The sequence below is a fragment of the Helicobacter cetorum MIT 00-7128 genome (assembly GCF_000259255.1).
Classification (GTDB): Bacteria; Campylobacterota; Campylobacteria; order Campylobacterales; family Helicobacteraceae; genus Helicobacter; species Helicobacter cetorum_B.
The window spans coordinates 230,178-249,518 of sequence record NC_017737.1; the positions used below are offsets into that span (position 1 = coordinate 230,178).

15 protein-coding genes and 1 pseudogene are annotated in these 19,341 nt (G+C 33.1%); 6 read left to right on the forward strand and 10 right to left on the reverse strand.

The window, feature by feature from the left end; translation table 11 throughout:
• Positions 1-40: 40 nt before the first annotated feature.
• The 4 genes from HCW_RS01215 to HCW_RS01225 form a co-directional block, all read right to left on the reverse strand.
• On the reverse strand, positions 41-1,897 hold the full coding sequence (locus HCW_RS01215) for a DUF262 domain-containing protein (RefSeq protein WP_014660407.1): 1,857 nt from the start codon (positions 1,895-1,897) through the stop codon (positions 41-43).
• A gap of 40 nt (positions 1,898-1,937) precedes the next feature.
• The gene (locus tag HCW_RS01220; protein ID WP_014660408.1) at positions 1,938-2,375 is read right to left on the reverse strand and encodes a hypothetical protein; all 438 of its coding nucleotides are present in this window, start codon (positions 2,373-2,375) and stop codon (positions 1,938-1,940) included.
• A gap of 160 nt (positions 2,376-2,535) precedes the next feature.
• Positions 2,536-2,667, reverse strand: a complete 132-nt coding sequence (locus HCW_RS09815; RefSeq protein WP_269208199.1) for a hypothetical protein — start codon at positions 2,665-2,667, stop codon at positions 2,536-2,538.
• A gap of 205 nt (positions 2,668-2,872) precedes the next feature.
• The gene (locus tag HCW_RS01225; RefSeq protein WP_014660409.1) at positions 2,873-3,202 is read right to left on the reverse strand and encodes a TonB-dependent receptor plug domain-containing protein; all 330 of its coding nucleotides are present in this window, start codon (positions 3,200-3,202) and stop codon (positions 2,873-2,875) included.
• A 254-nt stretch (positions 3,203-3,456) separates the two neighbouring features.
• Here HCW_RS01225 and HCW_RS01230 point away from each other — a divergent pair, with 254 nt between their 5' ends.
• The 4 genes from HCW_RS01230 to HCW_RS01245 all read left to right on the forward strand — a co-directional run bounded on the left by HCW_RS01230 (position 3,457) and on the right by HCW_RS01245 (position 6,509).
• Positions 3,457-4,551 carry an NAD(P)-dependent alcohol dehydrogenase gene (locus HCW_RS01230; protein ID WP_014660410.1) on the forward strand — a complete coding sequence of 365 codons (1,095 nt, stop codon included), beginning with the start codon at positions 3,457-3,459 and terminating at the stop codon, positions 4,549-4,551.
• 196 nt (positions 4,552-4,747) lie between these two features.
• Complete coding sequence (locus tag HCW_RS09005) at positions 4,748-5,092, forward strand: hypothetical protein (RefSeq protein WP_014660411.1); 345 nt, start codon at positions 4,748-4,750, stop codon at positions 5,090-5,092.
• Positions 5,059-5,562, forward strand: a complete 504-nt coding sequence (locus HCW_RS09010) for a hypothetical protein (protein ID WP_014660412.1) — start codon at positions 5,059-5,061, stop codon at positions 5,560-5,562. Before HCW_RS09005 ends, HCW_RS09010 begins: the two co-directional genes overlap by 34 nt.
• A 122-nt stretch (positions 5,563-5,684) precedes the next feature.
• A complete protein-coding gene (locus tag HCW_RS01245) occupies positions 5,685-6,509 on the forward strand; it encodes a prephenate dehydratase (RefSeq protein WP_014660413.1) in 825 nt (274 codons plus the stop codon).
• A gap of 1 nt (position 6,510) precedes the next feature.
• On the opposite strand, the pseudogene HCW_RS09645 reads toward HCW_RS01245, so the two are convergent.
• The 5 genes and pseudogenes from HCW_RS09645 to polA form a co-directional block, all read right to left on the reverse strand.
• Positions 6,511-7,398, reverse strand: a pseudogene (locus HCW_RS09645) (type II restriction endonuclease).
• Positions 7,376-8,248, reverse strand: coding sequence for a DNA adenine methylase (locus HCW_RS01255; protein WP_014660416.1), 873 nt, complete (start codon positions 8,246-8,248; stop codon positions 7,376-7,378). Before HCW_RS01255 ends, HCW_RS09645 begins: the two are co-directional and overlap by 23 nt.
• Positions 8,242-9,258, reverse strand: coding sequence for a branched-chain amino acid aminotransferase (locus HCW_RS01260; RefSeq protein ID WP_014660417.1), 1,017 nt, complete (start codon positions 9,256-9,258; stop codon positions 8,242-8,244). The genes HCW_RS01255 and HCW_RS01260 overlap by 7 nt, the downstream gene beginning before the upstream one ends.
• A gap of 46 nt (positions 9,259-9,304) precedes the next feature.
• Positions 9,305-10,054: an outer membrane protein gene (locus HCW_RS01265; RefSeq protein ID WP_014660418.1), complete on the reverse strand. Its 750-nt coding sequence runs from the start codon at positions 10,052-10,054 to the stop codon at positions 9,305-9,307.
• 103 nt (positions 10,055-10,157) lie between these two features.
• Entirely contained in the window at positions 10,158-12,827 is a 2,670-nt protein-coding gene (gene polA, locus HCW_RS01270) for a DNA polymerase I (RefSeq protein ID WP_014660419.1), read from the reverse strand.
• 138 nt (positions 12,828-12,965) lie between these two features.
• Between polA and HCW_RS01275 the strand changes: the two genes are divergently transcribed.
• Positions 12,966-17,006 carry a DEAD/DEAH box helicase family protein gene (locus tag HCW_RS01275; protein ID WP_014660420.1) on the forward strand — a complete coding sequence of 1,347 codons (4,041 nt, stop codon included), beginning with the start codon at positions 12,966-12,968 and terminating at the stop codon, positions 17,004-17,006.
• Positions 17,007-17,041: 35 nt separating this feature from the next.
• Positions 17,042-17,821 (forward strand): type ISP restriction/modification enzyme, encoded by a 780-nt coding sequence (locus HCW_RS09820; RefSeq protein ID WP_014660421.1) that lies wholly within the window; start codon positions 17,042-17,044, stop codon positions 17,819-17,821.
• 880 nt (positions 17,822-18,701) lie between these two features.
• On the opposite strand, the gene thyX is transcribed toward HCW_RS09820, so the two are convergent.
• Entirely contained in the window at positions 18,702-19,337 is a 636-nt protein-coding gene (thyX, locus tag HCW_RS01285) for an FAD-dependent thymidylate synthase (protein WP_014660422.1), read from the reverse strand.
• Positions 19,338-19,341: the final 4 nt, after the last annotated feature.

The window sequence follows — 19,341 nt, forward strand, 5'->3', positions numbered from 1 at the left end:
TAGTGCTAAAAATAGTCCCCCTCCGTTTTTGATGATTAACTTATTTAATCTCTTTTAAAAGAGAATTTTTAAATTCTTTAATCTCATTTTCGCTGACTAATTCAGCGATATTCCAATGTTGGATTAAAAAGTCTAATAACTTCTCACTCCTTTCCTTAATCTCTGTAACGCCCCAAGAAGTATTTTTAGCAACTTCTTTTTCACTATAAGAGCCTTTTTGATACTCTTTAATTTTCTCATCAAAGGGCTTGTTGCTTAAAGAACTGTTAGCGTTTTTAGGAAGTAAGAGCAAGTTTCCTAATGCATGCACGACATTTGGTTTTTTAGCAAGATTTTTTTCTTTAGTGCTATAGCCTTTATCAGGGGTTTGGGGCAAAATATGCTCTATACTTTCTGCACTTTCACTAAAATCAAGACTTGTTGTAGGGTTATGATGCAACTCGTATTCATAAAGCAAATAGTTTAGTGCCTTGCCCCACTCATACCACTTTTTAGGTTTAGTTTTAAGATTAATGCGCTCTTCAAGTAATTCTAAACCACTATGTTGCCCCTTAAAAAACCCTTCTATTAATGTTGGAAGTTCTTCAATAGATACTTTATCCACTTCAAGCCATCGATACGCTTGAATATTTTTAAAGGCTAAATTAATCAACTTATCTTTAGCAGTGTCTCTACTAGCAACCCCATAGACTAAAAATCCAAAACGCTCTAAATTCCCTAGTAAATCCTCTAATTCTTTGGTGGTATAAGGCTGTTTATCAATAAATTTTAATAAAATTTGCGTTGTAAAAATAGAAAGCAATAAGGGCATGAACGCATTATCGCTCAAGGCATTTAAACGGCGCATTTTGTCTAATAAAACAAGCATTTTAGGCGTAATTTCAATTTTAAGTTCCTTTTCATCACCATTATCATCGGTATAACTTATGATAATATTCTCTTCATCAAGTGTGTGTAAAAAATCCCAAACCCAAGAAGAATATTTAATGAATAATAATAAGTCCTCTATTTTTTCATATTCATCATCTAAATTTGTGTTATGGGTGTATCTTTTATGGGCGTTAAACTCCATATCCAATAACCTTGCCTTAAAATTCCCTTTCTCCCCATAATAATACGCTACAAAATGTTTCAAAAAACTCTCTAAATGAGAATCTTGAAAATTTTTCAAACTATCATAAAGACTAGTATAGGTGCTATTGATAAAATCTTGAAGCTCTTCTAATTTGTCTCCATCACAAATCTTATGCGCTATGAAATGCAAGCGATTTTTTAACAATTCCAAAGTGGATAGCTCTTTACCACGATTATTAATGGTCTCAAAAGAACTGAATTTATCTATCCTACTATCATTTAATTCCACCACGCTAAAAAGCATTCTTTTTGTAAGGGCATCAAACATTCTGTTGAGCGTATCCATAGGTGTATTGCTGATTTTTTCTTCAAAAAATTCATAAGCATTAATAAAATTCTTAGCATAAAAAGAAGTTTTAAATTTTTCTAAATCTTTTTCTTCTTTAACAATAGCCTCAAAAGCGTCATCTACATCATAATAATTGTAGCTATAGTATAAAGTGGGTTTTAGACTTTTTAAAGAATGCTTGTCTTCATTCTTGGTAACCCTTGCTAAAAGACCTAATAACATTAGACTTGTAGTCAATCGTTGCTGACCATCCACAACTTCAAAATCAGGTAAATCAAGCTCATCTTCAGCCTCTCTCATTAACCTTAAAGTAAGATTATGCATGTAGTGAAACTTGTTTTCTAGCTTAGAGATATACTCTAAATCATTCCAAAAATCCTTTAATTGCCTTTCTTGCCATGCATAGCCTCTTTGATAATTAGGGATTTCAAACACGCCTTTATCAATCACTTCATCTAAATTCAATAATTTCATAAAAATCCTTTCTTATTGTTATTTAAAAACTACTAGCCACTTAACTTTTTCGCTTAATCAATTTTGGTGCTGAAATTTGGCGATTATGCGTAAAATGCCAAGTATTCCTATTAACTAACTCTTCGTATTCTTTGCTCCCTTTTTGAGCACAAACCCCCTCAACCTTTAACGCCCCTTCTTCATCACACTCAATAGTGTCATGGTCAATTTTTAGAGCAAAAACACTGCGTTGGACTTCAGCCCCCTTAGTTAAATCCTCATTCACAATACCAATAATGTAATCCACTTTACGCATAGCCTCAAAATCTTCATATTGAGCCACTTCACCTCTTCTTATGCGATAATAATCTAAAGTGCATTCATCACACATTTCTCTAAAACCCTCATTCCCTTCAATTGTCCCTTTATATGCGGGTGAAACCATACACAACAACAAGTTGTATTTTTCATGCACCTCTAAATCTTCTATCTTTGCCATTTCTAGCTCCTTTGAAATTTAATTCTGTAAGCCCCACTTAATTTAAATGGGGCTTATTAAACTAAATGTTAAAGACAATTGAATTTATAAGCGAAGAAAAAACAAGCAACTTTTGAAAAAGTTAAGAAAAATGGGGGTTTTAAGCGGATTTTGGTGAAAATTATGGTAGCGTTGTTTGAATGTTTGAATGTTTGAATGTTTGAATGTTTGAATGTTTGAATGTTTGAATGTTTGAATGTTTGAATGTTTGAATGTTTGAATGTTTGAATGTTTGAATGTTTGAATGCCACATCTTTTGCTCCTTTATAACCATAGCCACAGCCATGCGACTATCTATGATATTTAACTCTAAACAATGAAACTAAATTTTGTGGTCAATGCGTATTATAGTCTATGAATTTTAATTATTAGTTAACAGATGATAAAAAACGCTTTTAGCCCTTAGCTTAGCATATTAAAAGCAAAGATTATTTTACTTTTAATATATCCCAAAAAATTTAATAAGGACTATATAGTGGGATATTATTCAAGCGCATTGAATGATTTGGCAAACCTCTAATACCTCGCACACTATAGTTAAAATTTGTGCCTGTGCCTAAAGTGTCATAGACTTGGATTCCGGGAACATTTTGCAAACTTTGTGGGATATTTTGATTAGCGTTTTCTTTAAGATTTTTGTTAGAAATCACACTACGAGAACCTGTATGATTTTTAACTTTCTTGCTACGCCAAGAAGTGGGGGCATTATTAATATCTTTATTCTTTTTAGCATTTAAAATACTAGAAAAACTTAAGCTTAAAATGAGCAGTAATTTTAAAACTTTCATAGTAATCCTTTTTTGATTAGAATATCAAAATTTAAGTAAATTGACTCATTTACTTTTGTTGGTTATGATTCTATTCACATTTAGCCTTTAATAGTTTTTGTTAAATTTTTGACGGTTACAGAAACACACAAACACTCTTCTTTTGAACCTGTTTGACGGTTACAGAAACACACAAAAATCCATTTTTTACATTTTATTGTATGTTAAAACTACAATAGAGACTGAATGATATTTTTATGTTTTAAGGAGTTTTTATGTGCAACACTTGCAGTAATAACCAAAGAGTGCCTTTTAAAGGTTTTGCAGTAGATAGTAAAGATGGAAAGTTCCACGAGTGGGAGCACTCTCGCCATGCTATGGGTGAATATGACATTATCATTGATACGCATTTCTCAGGAATTTGTCATACAGACATTCACTTTGCTCATAGTGATTGGCTACCCGGAATTTATCCTATGGTTCCTGGACATGAGATTGCTGGGGTAGTAACTGCGGTTGGTTCTAAAGTAACTAAGTTTAAAGTAGGAGACCATGCAGGTGTGGGTTGTATGGTAAATTCATGTGGTGAGTGTGATACTTGTAAGCATGACCACCAAGAGCAATGGTGTGAAAACGGCAAGACCGTTTATACTTATAGCTGGGAAGATTCTTTCCACAATAATGAGCCTACTTATGGTGGTTACTCTAATAACATCGTAGTAAGCGAAAACTTTGCGATTTCTATCCCTAAAGAGGCTCCATTAGATAAGGCAGCGCCACTACTTTGTGCAGGAATCACCGTGTATTCACCTTTGAAATTCTCTAAAGTTGGCAAAGGTTCTAAAGTAGGAATCGCTGGTTTTGGTGGTTTAGGTCATATGGCTTTAAAATACGCTAAAGCTATGGGTGCAGAAGTGAGCGTATTTGCAAGAAATGACAAGAAAAAGCAAATGGCAATGGATATGGGTGCAACTCATTTCTATACTAGCACAGAAGAGTGCAAAGAAAAATTTGATTTAATCATTTCTAGCATTCCTACACAATATGATTTGCTCGCTTACACTAAGCTCTTAAAATATGGCGGTGAAGTAGCGATTGTGGGTATCCCACCAAAAGACCCACAAAGAAACCTAGACTTTGGTGATTTAGTGTTATTCTCTGGTAATCACAAAGTTTATGGCTCTTGGATTGGCGGTGTAGCAGAGACTCAAGAAATGATGGATTTCTCTGTAAAACATGGCATTTATCCTGAGATTGAACTCGTAACAGGTCAAGAAATTGATGCGACTTGGGATAAGCTCCTAAATGGTCAAGGCAATTTCCGCTATGTCATTGATATGAAAAAATCTATGGAAAACTTTAAGAAGTAAGGTTTTTTCTAAGCAATTTAACTCATTCTCCTTTTGATAAAGACTCTTTTTTAAAGGGTCTTTATCTTTCTTAAGTTTAAGGAATGCTAAATGCGTAACTTGCTCCAACTAGAAATCAAGAATTTTAATTGGTTTAATCTATTATTTTTTAGTTTGAAACACTAAGCCCCTAATTATCCCACTATAACAATATCTTATGAATAGAGTATTTGTATTTCTTGGCATACTAATAGGCATTTATTTCACATACTTTAGCATTCATGCTTTGCATTTATCCGCAGTGATTTCTTCTTGTTTGGCAGGAATTTTCTCCCTACTCCCTTTTTTTAAAAAATTAGGCCTAAAGTCTGAATTTAGCGTGGCTATTTATTGTGGCTCTTTTGCTGGCATGGGTTGTGTGCTAAACGCATACGAACTTCTACTTACAGCCATATTGGTATGGCTACTTATGCTACTTTTTGCTAATTTTTTTAAAGGCTTTGGAGGCAAGCTTGGGCTTATGATTATGTGGGTTCTGTTATTACAGAACTTATCATTCTAATCTTTGGGGGTCAAAACATTCATAATTTATCGCTGATTAAATTGCTTTTTCATTTTAACCCCTTAACGGATTTTTATTCCACAATAAGCGTTATTGTTGCAAGCACGCTAGGATTTTATATAGGCGTATTTTTCCACCATTATTTGAAAAAAGGAGCGATATTTTCTTCTGCTTTCCCATCTTTGACAATAGGGCTTTTAGAATACTTTCCTATCGCCCATATTGAATTATTTACAACAACCTTTTTTAGCGCCTCTTTTGTTGGAATGCTCGCTCAAGACCTAATCTTGCGCCGACTTTTTATCATGCTAATTATGGTGCATTTTTTAACAAGCATTTTAGTCAAAAACAATCTAGGAGAATATGGCGGAGCCTTAGGAGTTATCGCATTTTTCTCAGTGTTTATTGTTTTGCAAATATATTTTATCGCTCTTTATTTAAAGCAACTATTCTATAGAAGCAAAATCTAAACCTATTCCATTATCCCAAACTCCCCCTATAACATTCAATCATTAACCCTACAAATTTATAACTAAGTCCTTTAAGCATTTATAAGTTACAATATTTATAAAAACTCTTAAAAAGAATTATCATGCCAAATATCGCCATTCAAGGAATCTTAGGTTCGTTCCATTATATTGCCACTAAAGAATACTTCAAAGAGAATATAACCTTTTTAGAATGCGATAGTTTTAATGAAATGCCCCCCTTACTCTTAGAGCAAAAAGCTGATTTTTTAGTCATGGCGATTGAAAACTCTATTGCTGGAGCGATTTTGCCTAATTTTTCTTTGATTGGTGCGTATGACTTGAATATCATAGGCGAAATTTATTTGCCTATAACTCATAATCTCTTGGCCTTAAAAGGCACTAAAATACAAAATTTAAAAGAAGTTTGCTCGCATTCTATGGCGCTTTTGCAATGCCAAGAATTTTTTAAAAATTACCCCCATATTAAGCTAGTAGAATACGCTGATACAGCCCTTTTTGCCAAAAAGATTGCGAGCGAAAATCTTAAAAATGTCGGAGCGATTGCAAGCATTGAAGCTTGTAAAATTTATGATTTAGAGATTTTAGCCAAGCAAATTCAAGACAACACCCAAAACTATACCCGCTTTTTAATCCTTAATAAGCAAGAGAATAAAACTAATATCAATGCCAACAAAGCCTCTTTAAGCTTTGTTTTAAAGCATAGTGTGGGAAGTTTGGCTAAGATTTTAAATTTACTGGCTAGTTATCATCTTAATTTATGCAAGATTCAATCCTTGCCTATCCCTAGCAACCCTTTTGAATACGCCTTTTTTAGCGAAATTACTTTTAAAGATTATGCGAATTATCAAAATGGCTTAAAAGTTTTGCAACAAGAAGTTGAAAAATTACAGATTTTAGGGGAATATGAAGAGAATAAGCTTAATTGAATCATAAGATTTTATTTAAAAATCCTTGCCTTAACATGTCTAAATTTAATAAATATTGATTATGATTAAAAGTCTCTTGCAAAGGATTTAAAGCCGTGAGCCAACCCTTGCCATCCGTTATCCAAATAAAATCTATCCCTTGATTAATGATAAAATCATTTAAATATTGATACTCTCCAGCTGTGGCTTTAAGTTTTGAACCCCCACTACTATAATAATTCACTTCTATTAAAAAGAGTTTGTGTTTAGCTTGATTTAAAAGAGCAAAATCAAAACGCCGATTATTTTTATCTATAAGAATATCATAAGAAAAATTTTCTTTAATATTTTTTGTGTGGCTTGTTCTATATAGCTAAAATGGGGATTTTCTCTACAAAATTGTTCTAAAAATTGCGAGACTATTTTTTCCATTAAAAAACCTGTTCTATTTTTTTCTAGCATTACTATCAAGCCCTACTTCTATTCCAAAACAATAATCTACTAAGTTTTTAATTTCTTTATTTTTAAAAATACTTTTTAGACCACTTTCTTTAAAAAATATCAATAATTCATCTAAAATACTAGCATTCAAATCATTAATGAAAAGATATTCCTAATTTTTTGCAATTAAAGTTTTTAGGTTAGAAACAATAGGACTTTCTTTTAATTTTTCTAATCTTGTGGCTATCAATAAGGGCAAAGCTTTTCTTATATTAGGGTATTCCTTGATTAAATCAATAAATTCTTGTTCAATATTTGATTTATTAAGTAAATAATTTAATAAATTTAACTCTTTTTCTATTGTTTTAATATTTTGTTTAGCCTTGTTAAAATCACTAAAATAATCCCATGAGAAAATACTTTCGCATAATGAGTTAATAAAATCATTAAAAGTTATGTCTAGTTTCATTATTTATTCCTTGTATCAACACTTCATCAATCTTAAATCGCTTATTTCCCTTGCTATTAATACAACGATTAGCCTTTAGAATCTCTATTTTATAACCTTGATACAAATCTAAAATAAAAGGGGTATTAGAATTACTTAAAAAAACTTTAACTTGTTTTTTAGCCAAAGTGTCAAACACTCTAAAAAGCTCTTTTTGCTCTTTTTCTAAAAACTCATTTTCACTATAAGCGGCAAAACTAGAAGTCTCATTAAGTGGGTAGTAAGGCGGATCAAAATAAATTAAATCATTTGTATGGGCTAATTTTAACACTTCTTCATAAGAAGTGTGTTTAATGGTTGCATTTTGTAAGGCATAAGAACTATTTGAAATCACTTCAACATCACAAATTTTAGGGTCTTTATACGCTCCCATAGGCACATTAAAAAACCCTTCTTTATTCACTCTATACAAACCATTAAAACAAGTTTTATTGAGATAAATAAAGCGAGTTGCCCTTAAGAGAGCGTTAATTTCTTTAAAACCACTCTCCCTGTCCCACTCACGCACTTCATAATAAAATTCTTTAGAATGCTCTTTTTTAAATTTTTGCAATTCCACAATAAGTGCATTAGGATTGTTTTTAACCATTTCATAAGTGTTAATCAACTCCACATTAATATCAAATAAATACGCTTTCTTATTTTTTAGCCTACCCAAAGAAAACAACTCAAAAAATAACGCCCCACCCCCTAAAAACGGCTCAAAATAATTTTCAAATTCCTTAGGAAGTAAAGGTAAGATTTGAGACAATAAATTTCTTTTGCCCCCAGCCCATTTGATAAAGGGTTGGCATATCCTTTTGCTTAGCAAACTTCAAGCACCCAATCTTTTGAGGCTTTTTGCTCGCCTTGCTGGATACTCAAGAGCAAATCATAAAGCTGTTTAGTAACTTTACCCGGCGTTTCAAAAAAATAAGTTTTTTCATTGTGTCTAATCTCTTTAATAGGCGTAATGACTGCCGCTGTTCCGCACGCACCAGCCTCTTTAAAATCGCCTAATTCATCAATAAACACATCTCTTTCTTTGACTTCTAAATTTAAAAATTCTTTAGCTAAAAGCATTAAGCTTTTTCTTGTAATACTTGGTAAAATGCTAGGTGAATGAGGGGTTACAAAACAATTATTCTGTGTTATGCCAAAGAAATTAGCCGCCCCTACTTCTTCAATTTTAGAATGCGTTATGGGGTCTAAATAAATGCAATCATCATAGCCCTCTTGTGTAGCTAATTTATGAGCTAACAAACTTGCAGCATAATTCCCCCCAACTTTGACCCCCCCTGTGCCTTTAGGGGCAGCCCTATCAAAAGTCGTAGTAATAAATCTCGCCCCACCTTTTTCTATACCCCCCTTAAAATACGCCCCCACAGGCACACAAAACACACTAAAAAGGTATTCACTAGCAGGCTTTACCCCTAGATTATCCCCTATGCCTATGACAAAAGGGCGTAAATATAAGCTCGCACCACTTTTATAAGGGGCAAGCCACTTTATATTGGCTTGAACGACCTCAACGCATGCTCTTAAAAACAACTCTTCGCTCACTTTTGGCATAAGCAATCTCTCGCATGAGTTTTGCAAGCGTTTAGCATTTTCTAAAGGACGGAATAATAAGGCCTTATTATCTTTAGAGCGATAGGCTTTCAAGCCTTCAAAACAAGCTTGCCCATAGTGTAATACCGGCGAAGCCTCACTAAGCTGCAAAATATTTTCGCTGACTAACTCGCCCTTTGACCAAGAGCCGTTTTTATAAGTGGCTACAAAGCGAAAATCCGTTTTGATATAACTAAACCCTAAGTTTTCCCAATCTAAATTTTCTATCATTTCACACCTTTAATCAACATTTAGGTGTGATTGTATCTAAATGGAATTAAAAATCTCTCATATAATTGATTTGGAGCGCATATACACGGCGTATATTAGCCTGCAAAGTGTATCCTTGCTCGTTTTCAAGAGAAAAATATTTATGCGTGATTGTAGGCACTTTAATAGCTAGTTCTAGGCTATTATATTTAGCGATATGGGTGCGAATCCCAAAATTGAATAAAAACTGAAAGTTCGCCGGGCTATAGCTAGAATTGCTATGATGTTTTGCATAATCGCCAATTTCCTTACCAATACTGCTCGCCCAACTATCTCCAGCTAATTGCACCCCAACTACAAAGCCAAAAACCATGTTGTCCTTATTCACAAAGTTCCACAGCGTATCAAGAGCCACGCCATAAGTAAAGAGATTAATAAAATACTGCCCTTGATAAGAGTCTTTTTCTGTGAGAGTGTTGCCACCAAAACTAAAGCTATTGTAATTGAAACCACTCTCTCCAACCGGAATACCCTTTTTCATCACGCCAAAGCGATTATGGTTATAATCAAAAAACCCATAATAACGCATTCCAAACCATTTCTTCTTACCAAAAAACTGCTTGTAACCAATTTGAACCCCCGCTCCTGCATAAGGGGGAAATTTCATCAAAGGTTTTTGAGTGCCATTCTCATTAACCATTTTAGTCTGATTTTGTATCATGCTCACTTGAAAATTAAGTCCTACAAAGGCACTACTATTCTCTGCGTGTGCCAAAACGCCAGCCAATGCTCCCAACAATACTACTTTTCTCAACATGTGAATTATCTTTTCCTTTTGTTACCTTAATCCGTTTAAATCACATTAAGTGTTACTTATAAAGGAATAATAATATATCTTTTCTTAAAATCAATTAAAAATACTAGCCTTTTAAGTTATCCCAACGCTTGGCTAGAAAGGCGCTTGTCTCTAATGGCACTCTTAAAGAATAGACTTCGTTATTAAGGATATGCTCTATTTCTTGTTTTAACTCTAAGGCGTTTTTTTCTTCAATCTCAAAAATCAATTCATCATGCACTTGTAAGAGCAATTTCACAGAAGAATCATTTTTAAAACGCTCACTCACTTTCAACATCGCAAGCTTTAATAAATCGCTCGCACTCCCTTGAAAAATCGCATTCACGCCCTCTCTTAGATAATTACCCTTAACATAATCGTTTGCGTTAGTAAAATCAAACACCCTATAACGCCCAAGCAAAGTAGTTGCTTTAGAAGTCTTTAAAATCTCATCTTGCATGAATTGTAAATAATCTTTTATGCTAGGAAATCGTTTGAAATACGCCTCTATATAGCTCTTAGCCTCATTGACAGAAATATTCAAGGTTTCGCTTAATTTCTTGCTCCCCATGCCATATACAAGCCCAAAATTAATGCTTTTAGCAATATGTCGTTTATCTTTAGCTAAGTTTTCGCCAAACAACGCTTTAGAAGTTTCTAAATGAATGTCTCGCCCTTTTAAAAACGCCTCCATTAAGTCCTTATCCTGGCTAAAATGCGCTAGCAAACGCAACTCAATTTGAGAATAATCCACCCCTAATAAACAATACTCTTTGGAACTAGGAATAAAGCCCTTACGAATGAGTAGCCCTTTTTTAGAACGCACCGGAATATTTTGCAAATTTGGCGTGTGCGAGCTTAAACGCCCTGTAGTAGTGCCGGTTTGGATAAAAGTGGTATGAATTTTATCTTCCCTATCTTTCAAGCGTAATAAAGGGGCTACATAAGTGTTAGCGAGCTTGTTTAACTCTCTGTATTCTAAAATGAAAGGAATGCTTGGGTGTTTGTCAATGATTTTTAATAAGTTTTTTTCATCAGTAGAATTGCTTCTATTTTTAGGAAGCTCTAACTTTTCATACAAGACTTCAGCAAGCTGTTTAGGGGAGTTGAGATTAAAATCTGTGCCTATTAAATCTAAAATTTTACGCTCTAATTCACTCAATGAATTTTTAAATTCTTGCTCTAATTGCGTGAAATAATTCACATCAATTTTAAAGCCTTGAAATTCCATATCTAGAAGCACCTTCATAAAGGGCATTTCAATTTCTTTGGCTAAATTGAGCAAACTCTCTTCTAGCCCCCCCTTTTCAAAATACTCGCACAAGTGTTTTAAGGCTTTTAGTTCCAAACTCATGTGTTCTAATTTTTCAGCCTTACTTTTTGTGTTGAAGTCTTTCATCTCTTCATGCGTAATTAAATTTTCTTTTAAATACGCATTTAAAACTTCATCAAATTTCACTTTTTCTGAATTTTTCAAAAACGCTAAAATTTGAGTGTCTTGAAGTTGAACGCTTTCTAAAGACACCTTGTATTTTGCTTTTAGAAAGCTTAATAGGGTTTTTAAATCATGCCCTATGATGTGAGCATTTTTCAATATTTTAGAAAAAGCGTTTTTTAAAAACTCTAAAGAAAAGGGCATAAACAACTCTTCTTCTAAGGATAAAAAATAGCCTTGATTTTCGCATAAGAATGCTAGGGCTAGAATTTCTTTCTTTTTATTAACCACTAAGCGTATAAAAACTCTAGTATGCAGTGTCTCTAAACGCTCTAAAAACGCATTGAATTGCTCGGTATTTTCTAAAGCTATCATGTTTAATTTTTTTGGAGTGTTAGCTGTTTTTTCGCCACTATCAATAGCTAAACTTAAAAGCGAAGTGGAATTTTCTAAATCTCTTAAAGTAGAGACAAAACCATATTCTTTTAATTCATCTGTAATTCTTAATAAGGGATTAACGCTAGGAAAAGCACAACTTGAAAAATCAAATTCCTTAATACATTCTCTCTCTAGTGTAGCCAATTCTTTGCTCAAAAACGCACTCTCTTTATCATCAATAAGAGCTTGATACATTTTGGGGCTAAGCAAATTTTTAGCTAACTCTAAATTTCCATAAATCTTTTCTAAACTCCCTAATTTTTGCAATAATTCTTTAGCATTCTTGCTCCCAATACCTTTAATCCCTTTGTAATTGTCGCTACTATCCCCTACAATACCCTGATAATCTGTGAATTGACTTGGCATTACCCCGTATTTTTCAAAACAATCCTTAGCCAAAAACTCCGTTTTACCATCAAAAAGCACAATTTTATCGCTCAAAAGCTGGTTAAAATCCTTATCTTTAGAATAAATGCGTGTTTTATAAGGGCTTAGTGTGGCTAGACTAGCTATGACATCATCAGCTTCAAACCCACTCACTTCTATACAAGTAAAACCCATTTTTTGCAACCATTCTAAAGCGATAGGAATTTGTAAAAGCATCTCTTCTGGGGTGTCTTTACGATTTTGTTTGTATGCGCCTAGTTTTTCAGCCCTTTTAGTTTTGGTTTGACTTTCTAGGGCAAACACGATAAAGGGCATGTTTTTTCTGTCTTTATAAAATTTCTTAACCATGCCCACAAGCCCGGTCAAAAGCCCCGTAGGAAAGCCCTTAGCATTAGTTAAGGGCTTAGTTTTAGCGCTCATATAATAGCTTCTAAACAAATACGCAAAAGTATCAATTAAGGCTAAAGTCCCTTCTTTAGTGATTGGTTGTTCCATATTAAATTAACTCTCTTAATTCAAGCAAATTTTAAGCCTTGATTGTAGCATAAGCACCCTTTGATATTCAAACCACCCTTATTACAACTAACATGCTAAAATGCAAACTTTAACTCCATAAAGATAAAGAAGTAGAAAATGCCACATACTGAATACAAAAGCTCATTTAATTACATCTTAGAACAACTCCAAAATATCTCAAATGATAAAGACAGAGGCACAGAATTTGAATATTTTTGTAAGCAATTTCTTTTAAAAGACCCCACTTACTACAATCAATTTAAAGAAGTCTATTTAAGAAACGAGCTTTTATTAGATAATGATTATAAAGACATCGGCATTGATTTAATCGCCATAACAACTGATAATGAATTTGTCGCCATTCAATGCAAATGCTACACTAAAGATATTGCCAAAAGCGATATTGATAGTTTTATTTCCGCAAGTTCTAAAAGCTATCATAATAGTAAATATGGCGAAATCATCTTTAAAGAACGCCTTTTAATGCATATCGCTCCACGCTTAAGTGCTAATGCAGAAAAAATCATAGAAAATCAAAATCCAAGAGTTTTTCAAATCTCTAAAAAAGATTTTGAAGAAAGCCAAGTAGATTATTCTAGTTTCAAACTCAACGATAACACATATTCTTTTAAATTAAAACCCCATAAAGTCTTACGCTCACATCAAAAAGAGGCAATTAATAACATTTTAGAAGAATTTAAACATTTTAATAGAACCAAACTCATTATGGCTTGTGGCACAGGCAAGAGTTTAACGGCGATTAGACTATTAGATATTATGTTATTAGAACAACAAATCGCTCTTTTTTTAGCGCCAAGTATCGCTTTAGTAAGCCAAAGTTTAAAAGAGGCGTTCGCACAAAGTCAAAAACCTTTTAAAGCCTTTGTTATATGCTCTGATAGCAAGGTAGGTAAAGAAATAGAAGACGCTAAATCAAGCGAACTCCCCATTCCCCCAACAACAAACCCCACTTTATTAAGCGAACAAATCACAAAACACCAAAATGAAAGATTAATTATTTTCTCCACTTACCATTCTATTGAAGTGATTATGGATTGCTTAAAAGAATTAAAAAGAAACATTAAAATCGCCATTTGTGATGAGGCACATAGAACGGCTGGCTTTAATGAAAAAGATAAAGAACAAAGCCACTATACTAAAATCCATAACGATAATTTAATTAAATGCGATTATAGATTGTATATGAGCGCTACGCCTAAGATTTTTAAAGAAAGAGCCAAAGAACAAGCCAAAAAAGAAGAGCTATTTTTATACTCTATGGATAATGAAGAAATTTTTGGTAAAAACGCTTATGAGCTTAATTTTGATAACGCTTTAAAGCAAGATTTATTATGCGATTATAAAGTCATCATTTCTATTTTAGATAAAAATCTTATCACTAACTCCACTAATCAAACGCCCATAATTAAATACACAGACAAAAAAGGTAAGGAAAAAGAAAAACAAGTAGATTTAGAATTTGCCGGTAAAATCATCGCCACTTATTTAGCCCTAAGCAAACAAAATATTTTAGAAATTGACAAAACGACGCATAAAACTTCTATCTTTAACGAAGATAAAACGCCGATGAAAACTAGCATTGCGTTTCATTCTAGTATTGATAACTCCATTTTACGCACTTCTAGTTTTAAAACTATTTTAGATAATTTTGACAAAGACACCCTAAGCTTAGAATTAGAACATGTTGATGGCAACATGAACACCTTAGAAAAGAGCGAAAAACTAGATTTACTTAAAAACCCCAAAGCAGAGATTAACATTCTTTCTAACGCTAAATGCTTAACTGAAGGCATTGATATTCCTAGCCTAGATAGTGTAATATTCTTTGATAGCAAAGATAGCTTAGTAGAAATAGTCCAAGCAGTGGGGCGGGTTATGCGAAAAGCTCCTAACAAGCAATATGGCTACATCATCCTACCTATCACTATGGAACTTGAAAAATTAGAAAATTACGATGAGACTTTAAACAAACACGAAGATTTTAAAGCCCTTTGGAAACTTTTAAACGCCTTAAGAGCCCATGACAATAGATTAGTGAGCGAATGCGAACTTTACAAAAAGATTGAACCCATTTTAGGCAAACCCCCTAAAAATAAAGACGATAGCAACGATGATGACAACGACACAAACAATGAAAACAACAAAAACAAGGATTTAAAAAATAAAATTACCCAACAATCCTTATTTTTACAAGGCTTAAAAGACCACATCATAAACATCGCCCCTAATAAAATCGGCGATAGATACTACTGGAGCTCTTTTGCCTCTAATGTCGCCAATATCGCTAAAAACATTAAATTACGCCTAAAAGCCCTTTTAGCTGACCCTAGCATTGAAGAAAAAATGCAAGAATTTCTAAAAACCTTGCATATTAACATCAATTCTAGCCTAAATTTAGAAAACGCTCTAGATTTACTCACCCAACATGTGATTACTAAGCCTATTTTTGAGTGCCTTTATTCTTTAGGGCATTTTTCTCAAAATAACGCCGTGTGTGCCTCTATGGATAATCTCTATAATGATATTACTAAGCATAGCCTAGACGCTGAAACGACTGAATTAAACGAATTTTACACTTCCATTAAAGAAAGTGCCTCTTTTGCACAAAGCGATAAAGAAAAGCAAAGCATTATCAAAAACCTTTATAACACCTTTTTTGCTAAAGCCTTTGAAAAAGAGAGCCAAAAACTAGGCATTGTCTATACTCCTATTGAAATAGTGGATTTTATGATTCATTCTAGCAATGCATTACTCAAAAAGCATTTTAATACAAGCCTAAATGAAAAGGGTGTCAAAATCGCTGACCCCTTTTTAGGCACCGGTAGCTTTTTAACTCGGCTTTTGCAAAGTGGCATGATTTCTAAAGAAAATTTGCCTTATAAATACGAGCATGATATTTTTGGCAATGAAATCACGCTTTTAGCCTACTATATCGCTAATCTAAACATTGCTAGTGTGTATAACGAACTTTTAGGGAGTTTTATTGAGCCTAAGGGCGTGTGCTTTTGTGATACCTTTGAGACTTATGACAAAGACAAACCCCTAGATTTTAAAGAACCCTATTTAGAAGAAAACAAAGCCAAAATCAAAGCCTTTAAAAACGAAGAAAATCTTTTTGTCATTTTAGGCAATCCGCCTTATTCAAGAAAGCAAGAAAACGCAAACGATAACAACCAAAACAATTTTTACCCCAAACTCACTAAACGCTTACAAGACACTTACACCAAAGAAAGCAAAGCCCAAAAAAATGATTACGACACCTACAAACTCGCTTTAAGATTTGCAAGCGATAAAATACAAAAAGGCGTGATTGCTTTTGTAACCAATGCGAGTTTTTTAAGGGCTAATAGTGATGATGGCTTAAGGGCAAGTTTAGCCAAAGAATTTAACGCCATTTACATCATGGATTTAAGGGGTAACCAACGCACTAGTGGCGAATTATCTAAACAAGAAGGGGGAAAAGTCTTTGGCAGTGGCTCTAGGACACCGGTATGTTGCGTGTTTTTAATCAAAGATAAAGAAACTTTTAAGGAAAAGTGCGAGATTTTTTATCATAATATCGGCGATTATAGGAGCGCTGAAGATAAATTAAGTTTGTTAGAACATTCTAAGCATATTTTAAACGCCAAATTAGAACATCTAACCCCAGATAGCCATAACGACTGGCTAGATTTAAGAGACCCTGCTTTTGATAAGTTTATGCCCATCACGGATAAAAAGAAAAAGTTTAGCGAACAAGAAAGCGTATTTAAAGCCTTTAGTAGTGGAGTGGTAACAAGTAGAGACACATGGGCGTATAATTTTAGTAAGGAAAATTTAGCTAAAAATATCAAAACAAGCATTGATTTTTATAATTCTCAATTAGGGAAAAGTGCAAAAGAAGTTGAAAAAGACCCCACAAAAATTTCATGGAGTAGAAGAGCTTATAAAATGTGCGAAAGAGACTATAAACTAGATTTTAATGAAAATCAAATTCGCACAAGCTTGCAACGCCCCTTTACAAAAATACATATTTATTATGACATTGTTCTTAATGAAGAACAATGTCAAATGGATAAAATTTATCCATTTAATAATAATAGCACGCACGCCAACGAGAGAGAGAGAGAGAGAGAGAGAGTAAAACACACGCCATAATTATTTCTAGTAGTGGAGATAGTTTTAGTTGCTTAATGACAAATAATATAAGCGATTTACAAACGCTTAAAAACTCTTATGTTTATCCTTTGCATTACTACACCAAAACCCCCAAAGATAAAAACGCCTTGTTTAATGAATGCGATTATGAAAAAAATGACGGCATAACTAACTACGCACTAAAGGAGTTTCAAACAGCTTATAAGGATAAGGGTATTACAAAAGAGGATATTTTCTATTATATCTATGCCTTATTACACAACAAAACCTACAAAAAGAAGTTTAAAAACAATCTTAGCAAAGAATTACCCCGCATTCCTTTCATGCTAGATTTTAGGCATTTTGTCAATGTCGGGCGTGAATTAGGGCATTTGCATGTCAATTATGAAAATATTGAGCCAAGTAAAAAAGTGGATATTGAAATTAAGGGGCAAATGGGAGGCTTATTTAATGCGAACGCTTTAAAAGAAATAGAGCCTACAAAACTTATTGTCAAACAAATGCAATTTAAAAAGGGTAAAAATAGAACTTATGATAAATCTATCATTCATTATAATGATTTCATCACGCTTTCTAACATTCCTTTAAAAGCCTATCGCTACATTGTCAATGGCAAATCTGCGATAGAATGGATAATGGAACGCTACGCTATTAAGATAGATAAGGATAGTAACATTGAAAATAACGCGAATTTGTATAGCCAAAATCCTTATTACATTTTAAACTTGCTTTTAAGTGTCATAGAAGTGAGCGAAAAAAGTGTGGATTTAATAGAAAGCTTAGAATACAAGGAATTAAATCCAAGCTTATTTTAAATGAAAACATTGCATTAAAGGGGAGTTTTAAAAACTCCCCACAATTTTAATAACAAGGTGTTACTAAAATTGCACACAATAGTGCTATAATAACAATGTTTGTCATTGGTATCTCCTTAAATTAAATTTAGGGAAAATACCGCCTAGAGAAGTTCTAACCTTCTTTAGGCTTTTAACTTCCCTAGACTTGAATTATATCCTAAAGCTTATTTTTTAGAAATTAAAATAAAATCAAAAAAGGAATTTGAAAAAGCTTTGATTAGCGTTTGTATGCTAAATAGAAATATTATGAAAGATTTAAAAAAATATAAAATTTAATGAAAACATTGCATTAAAGGGGAGTTTTAAAAACTCCCCACAATTTTAATAACAAGGTGTTACTAAAATTGCACACAATAGTGCTATAATAACAATGTTTAGCATTGTTGCTCCTTTAAGTTGAACTTAGAGAAGCAAACGCCTAGAGAAGTTGCCACCTTCTTTAGGCTTAACTTCCCTAGACTTGAATTATATCCTAAAGCTTATTTTTAAAAATTAAATAATCAAAAGATTAAAAATAAAAAACTAAGACATTGCCTTTTAAAATATTTAATCGTTCGTTTTAGAATGCGTTTTAAAAGGTGAAAGGGCTTAATGAAAGAGAATTTTTCTGTAAGGATTAGGGGCAAATCCAACTCAATTTATCATGCTCAAAACATGATAAAAACCTTTGCGTGAGTTTTCTTTTTTGGAAAGTTTGAGTTAAAATTTTCACGCTAAAAAGGTTTCCCTCATTTTTTGGAGTTCTTTAAAGCGAGAATTAAGTCCCTTTAAATCAAAATCGTTTTTAATTATTTTTAAAATATTTTATCATAAAGCGTTATTCAAAAATAAACGCCTTTTAATTTTCTTTATGTTTTAAACAATCAACAAATAAATATTTATGCTCATTAGGTAAAGCATTAAATAAGCCTAGCGCTAAGTCTTGCATTTCTTTTAAGGCTTTGTTAGAACTTCGTAATGCCAATAGATTTTGCAAAGAGCGTGCGTTAATACTATAGGCTAAATGCGTTTTATAGCTTTCAGGCATGGCGTATTTGGCTAAATCGTTTTTGATATTATGCTCGCTTAATAAAACCCTTAAATTTTCTAAAGCTAGAACGCTCATCTCATTGACTTTCTCATTATCTACAAACACTAAAAATTCTTTCGCCCTAGCTAGATTAATCTCGTTTATGGGTAAAAAACTCTCTTTGTCTTTAAGTTCTCTTAGAGTATAACGGCTAGACTTAACGCTTAAACTCGCTATTCTATGACGGCTTAGTTCTTGTAACGCCCCCCTAGATAAACCCTTAATCTCAAAATTGTAATAAAGGTGTTCTAAAGTGGAAGAATGCCTAAAGATATTCCCTACTCTATGAATTAATTCCTTATCCTTACAACCCCCATCATCGCTGTATTCAAAACTTTGCCAGCAAGTCCTAATCGCTTGGCTTGCTATTTCTAAAGGGGTGTAGTGTTTGCAAACAACTTCCATTATA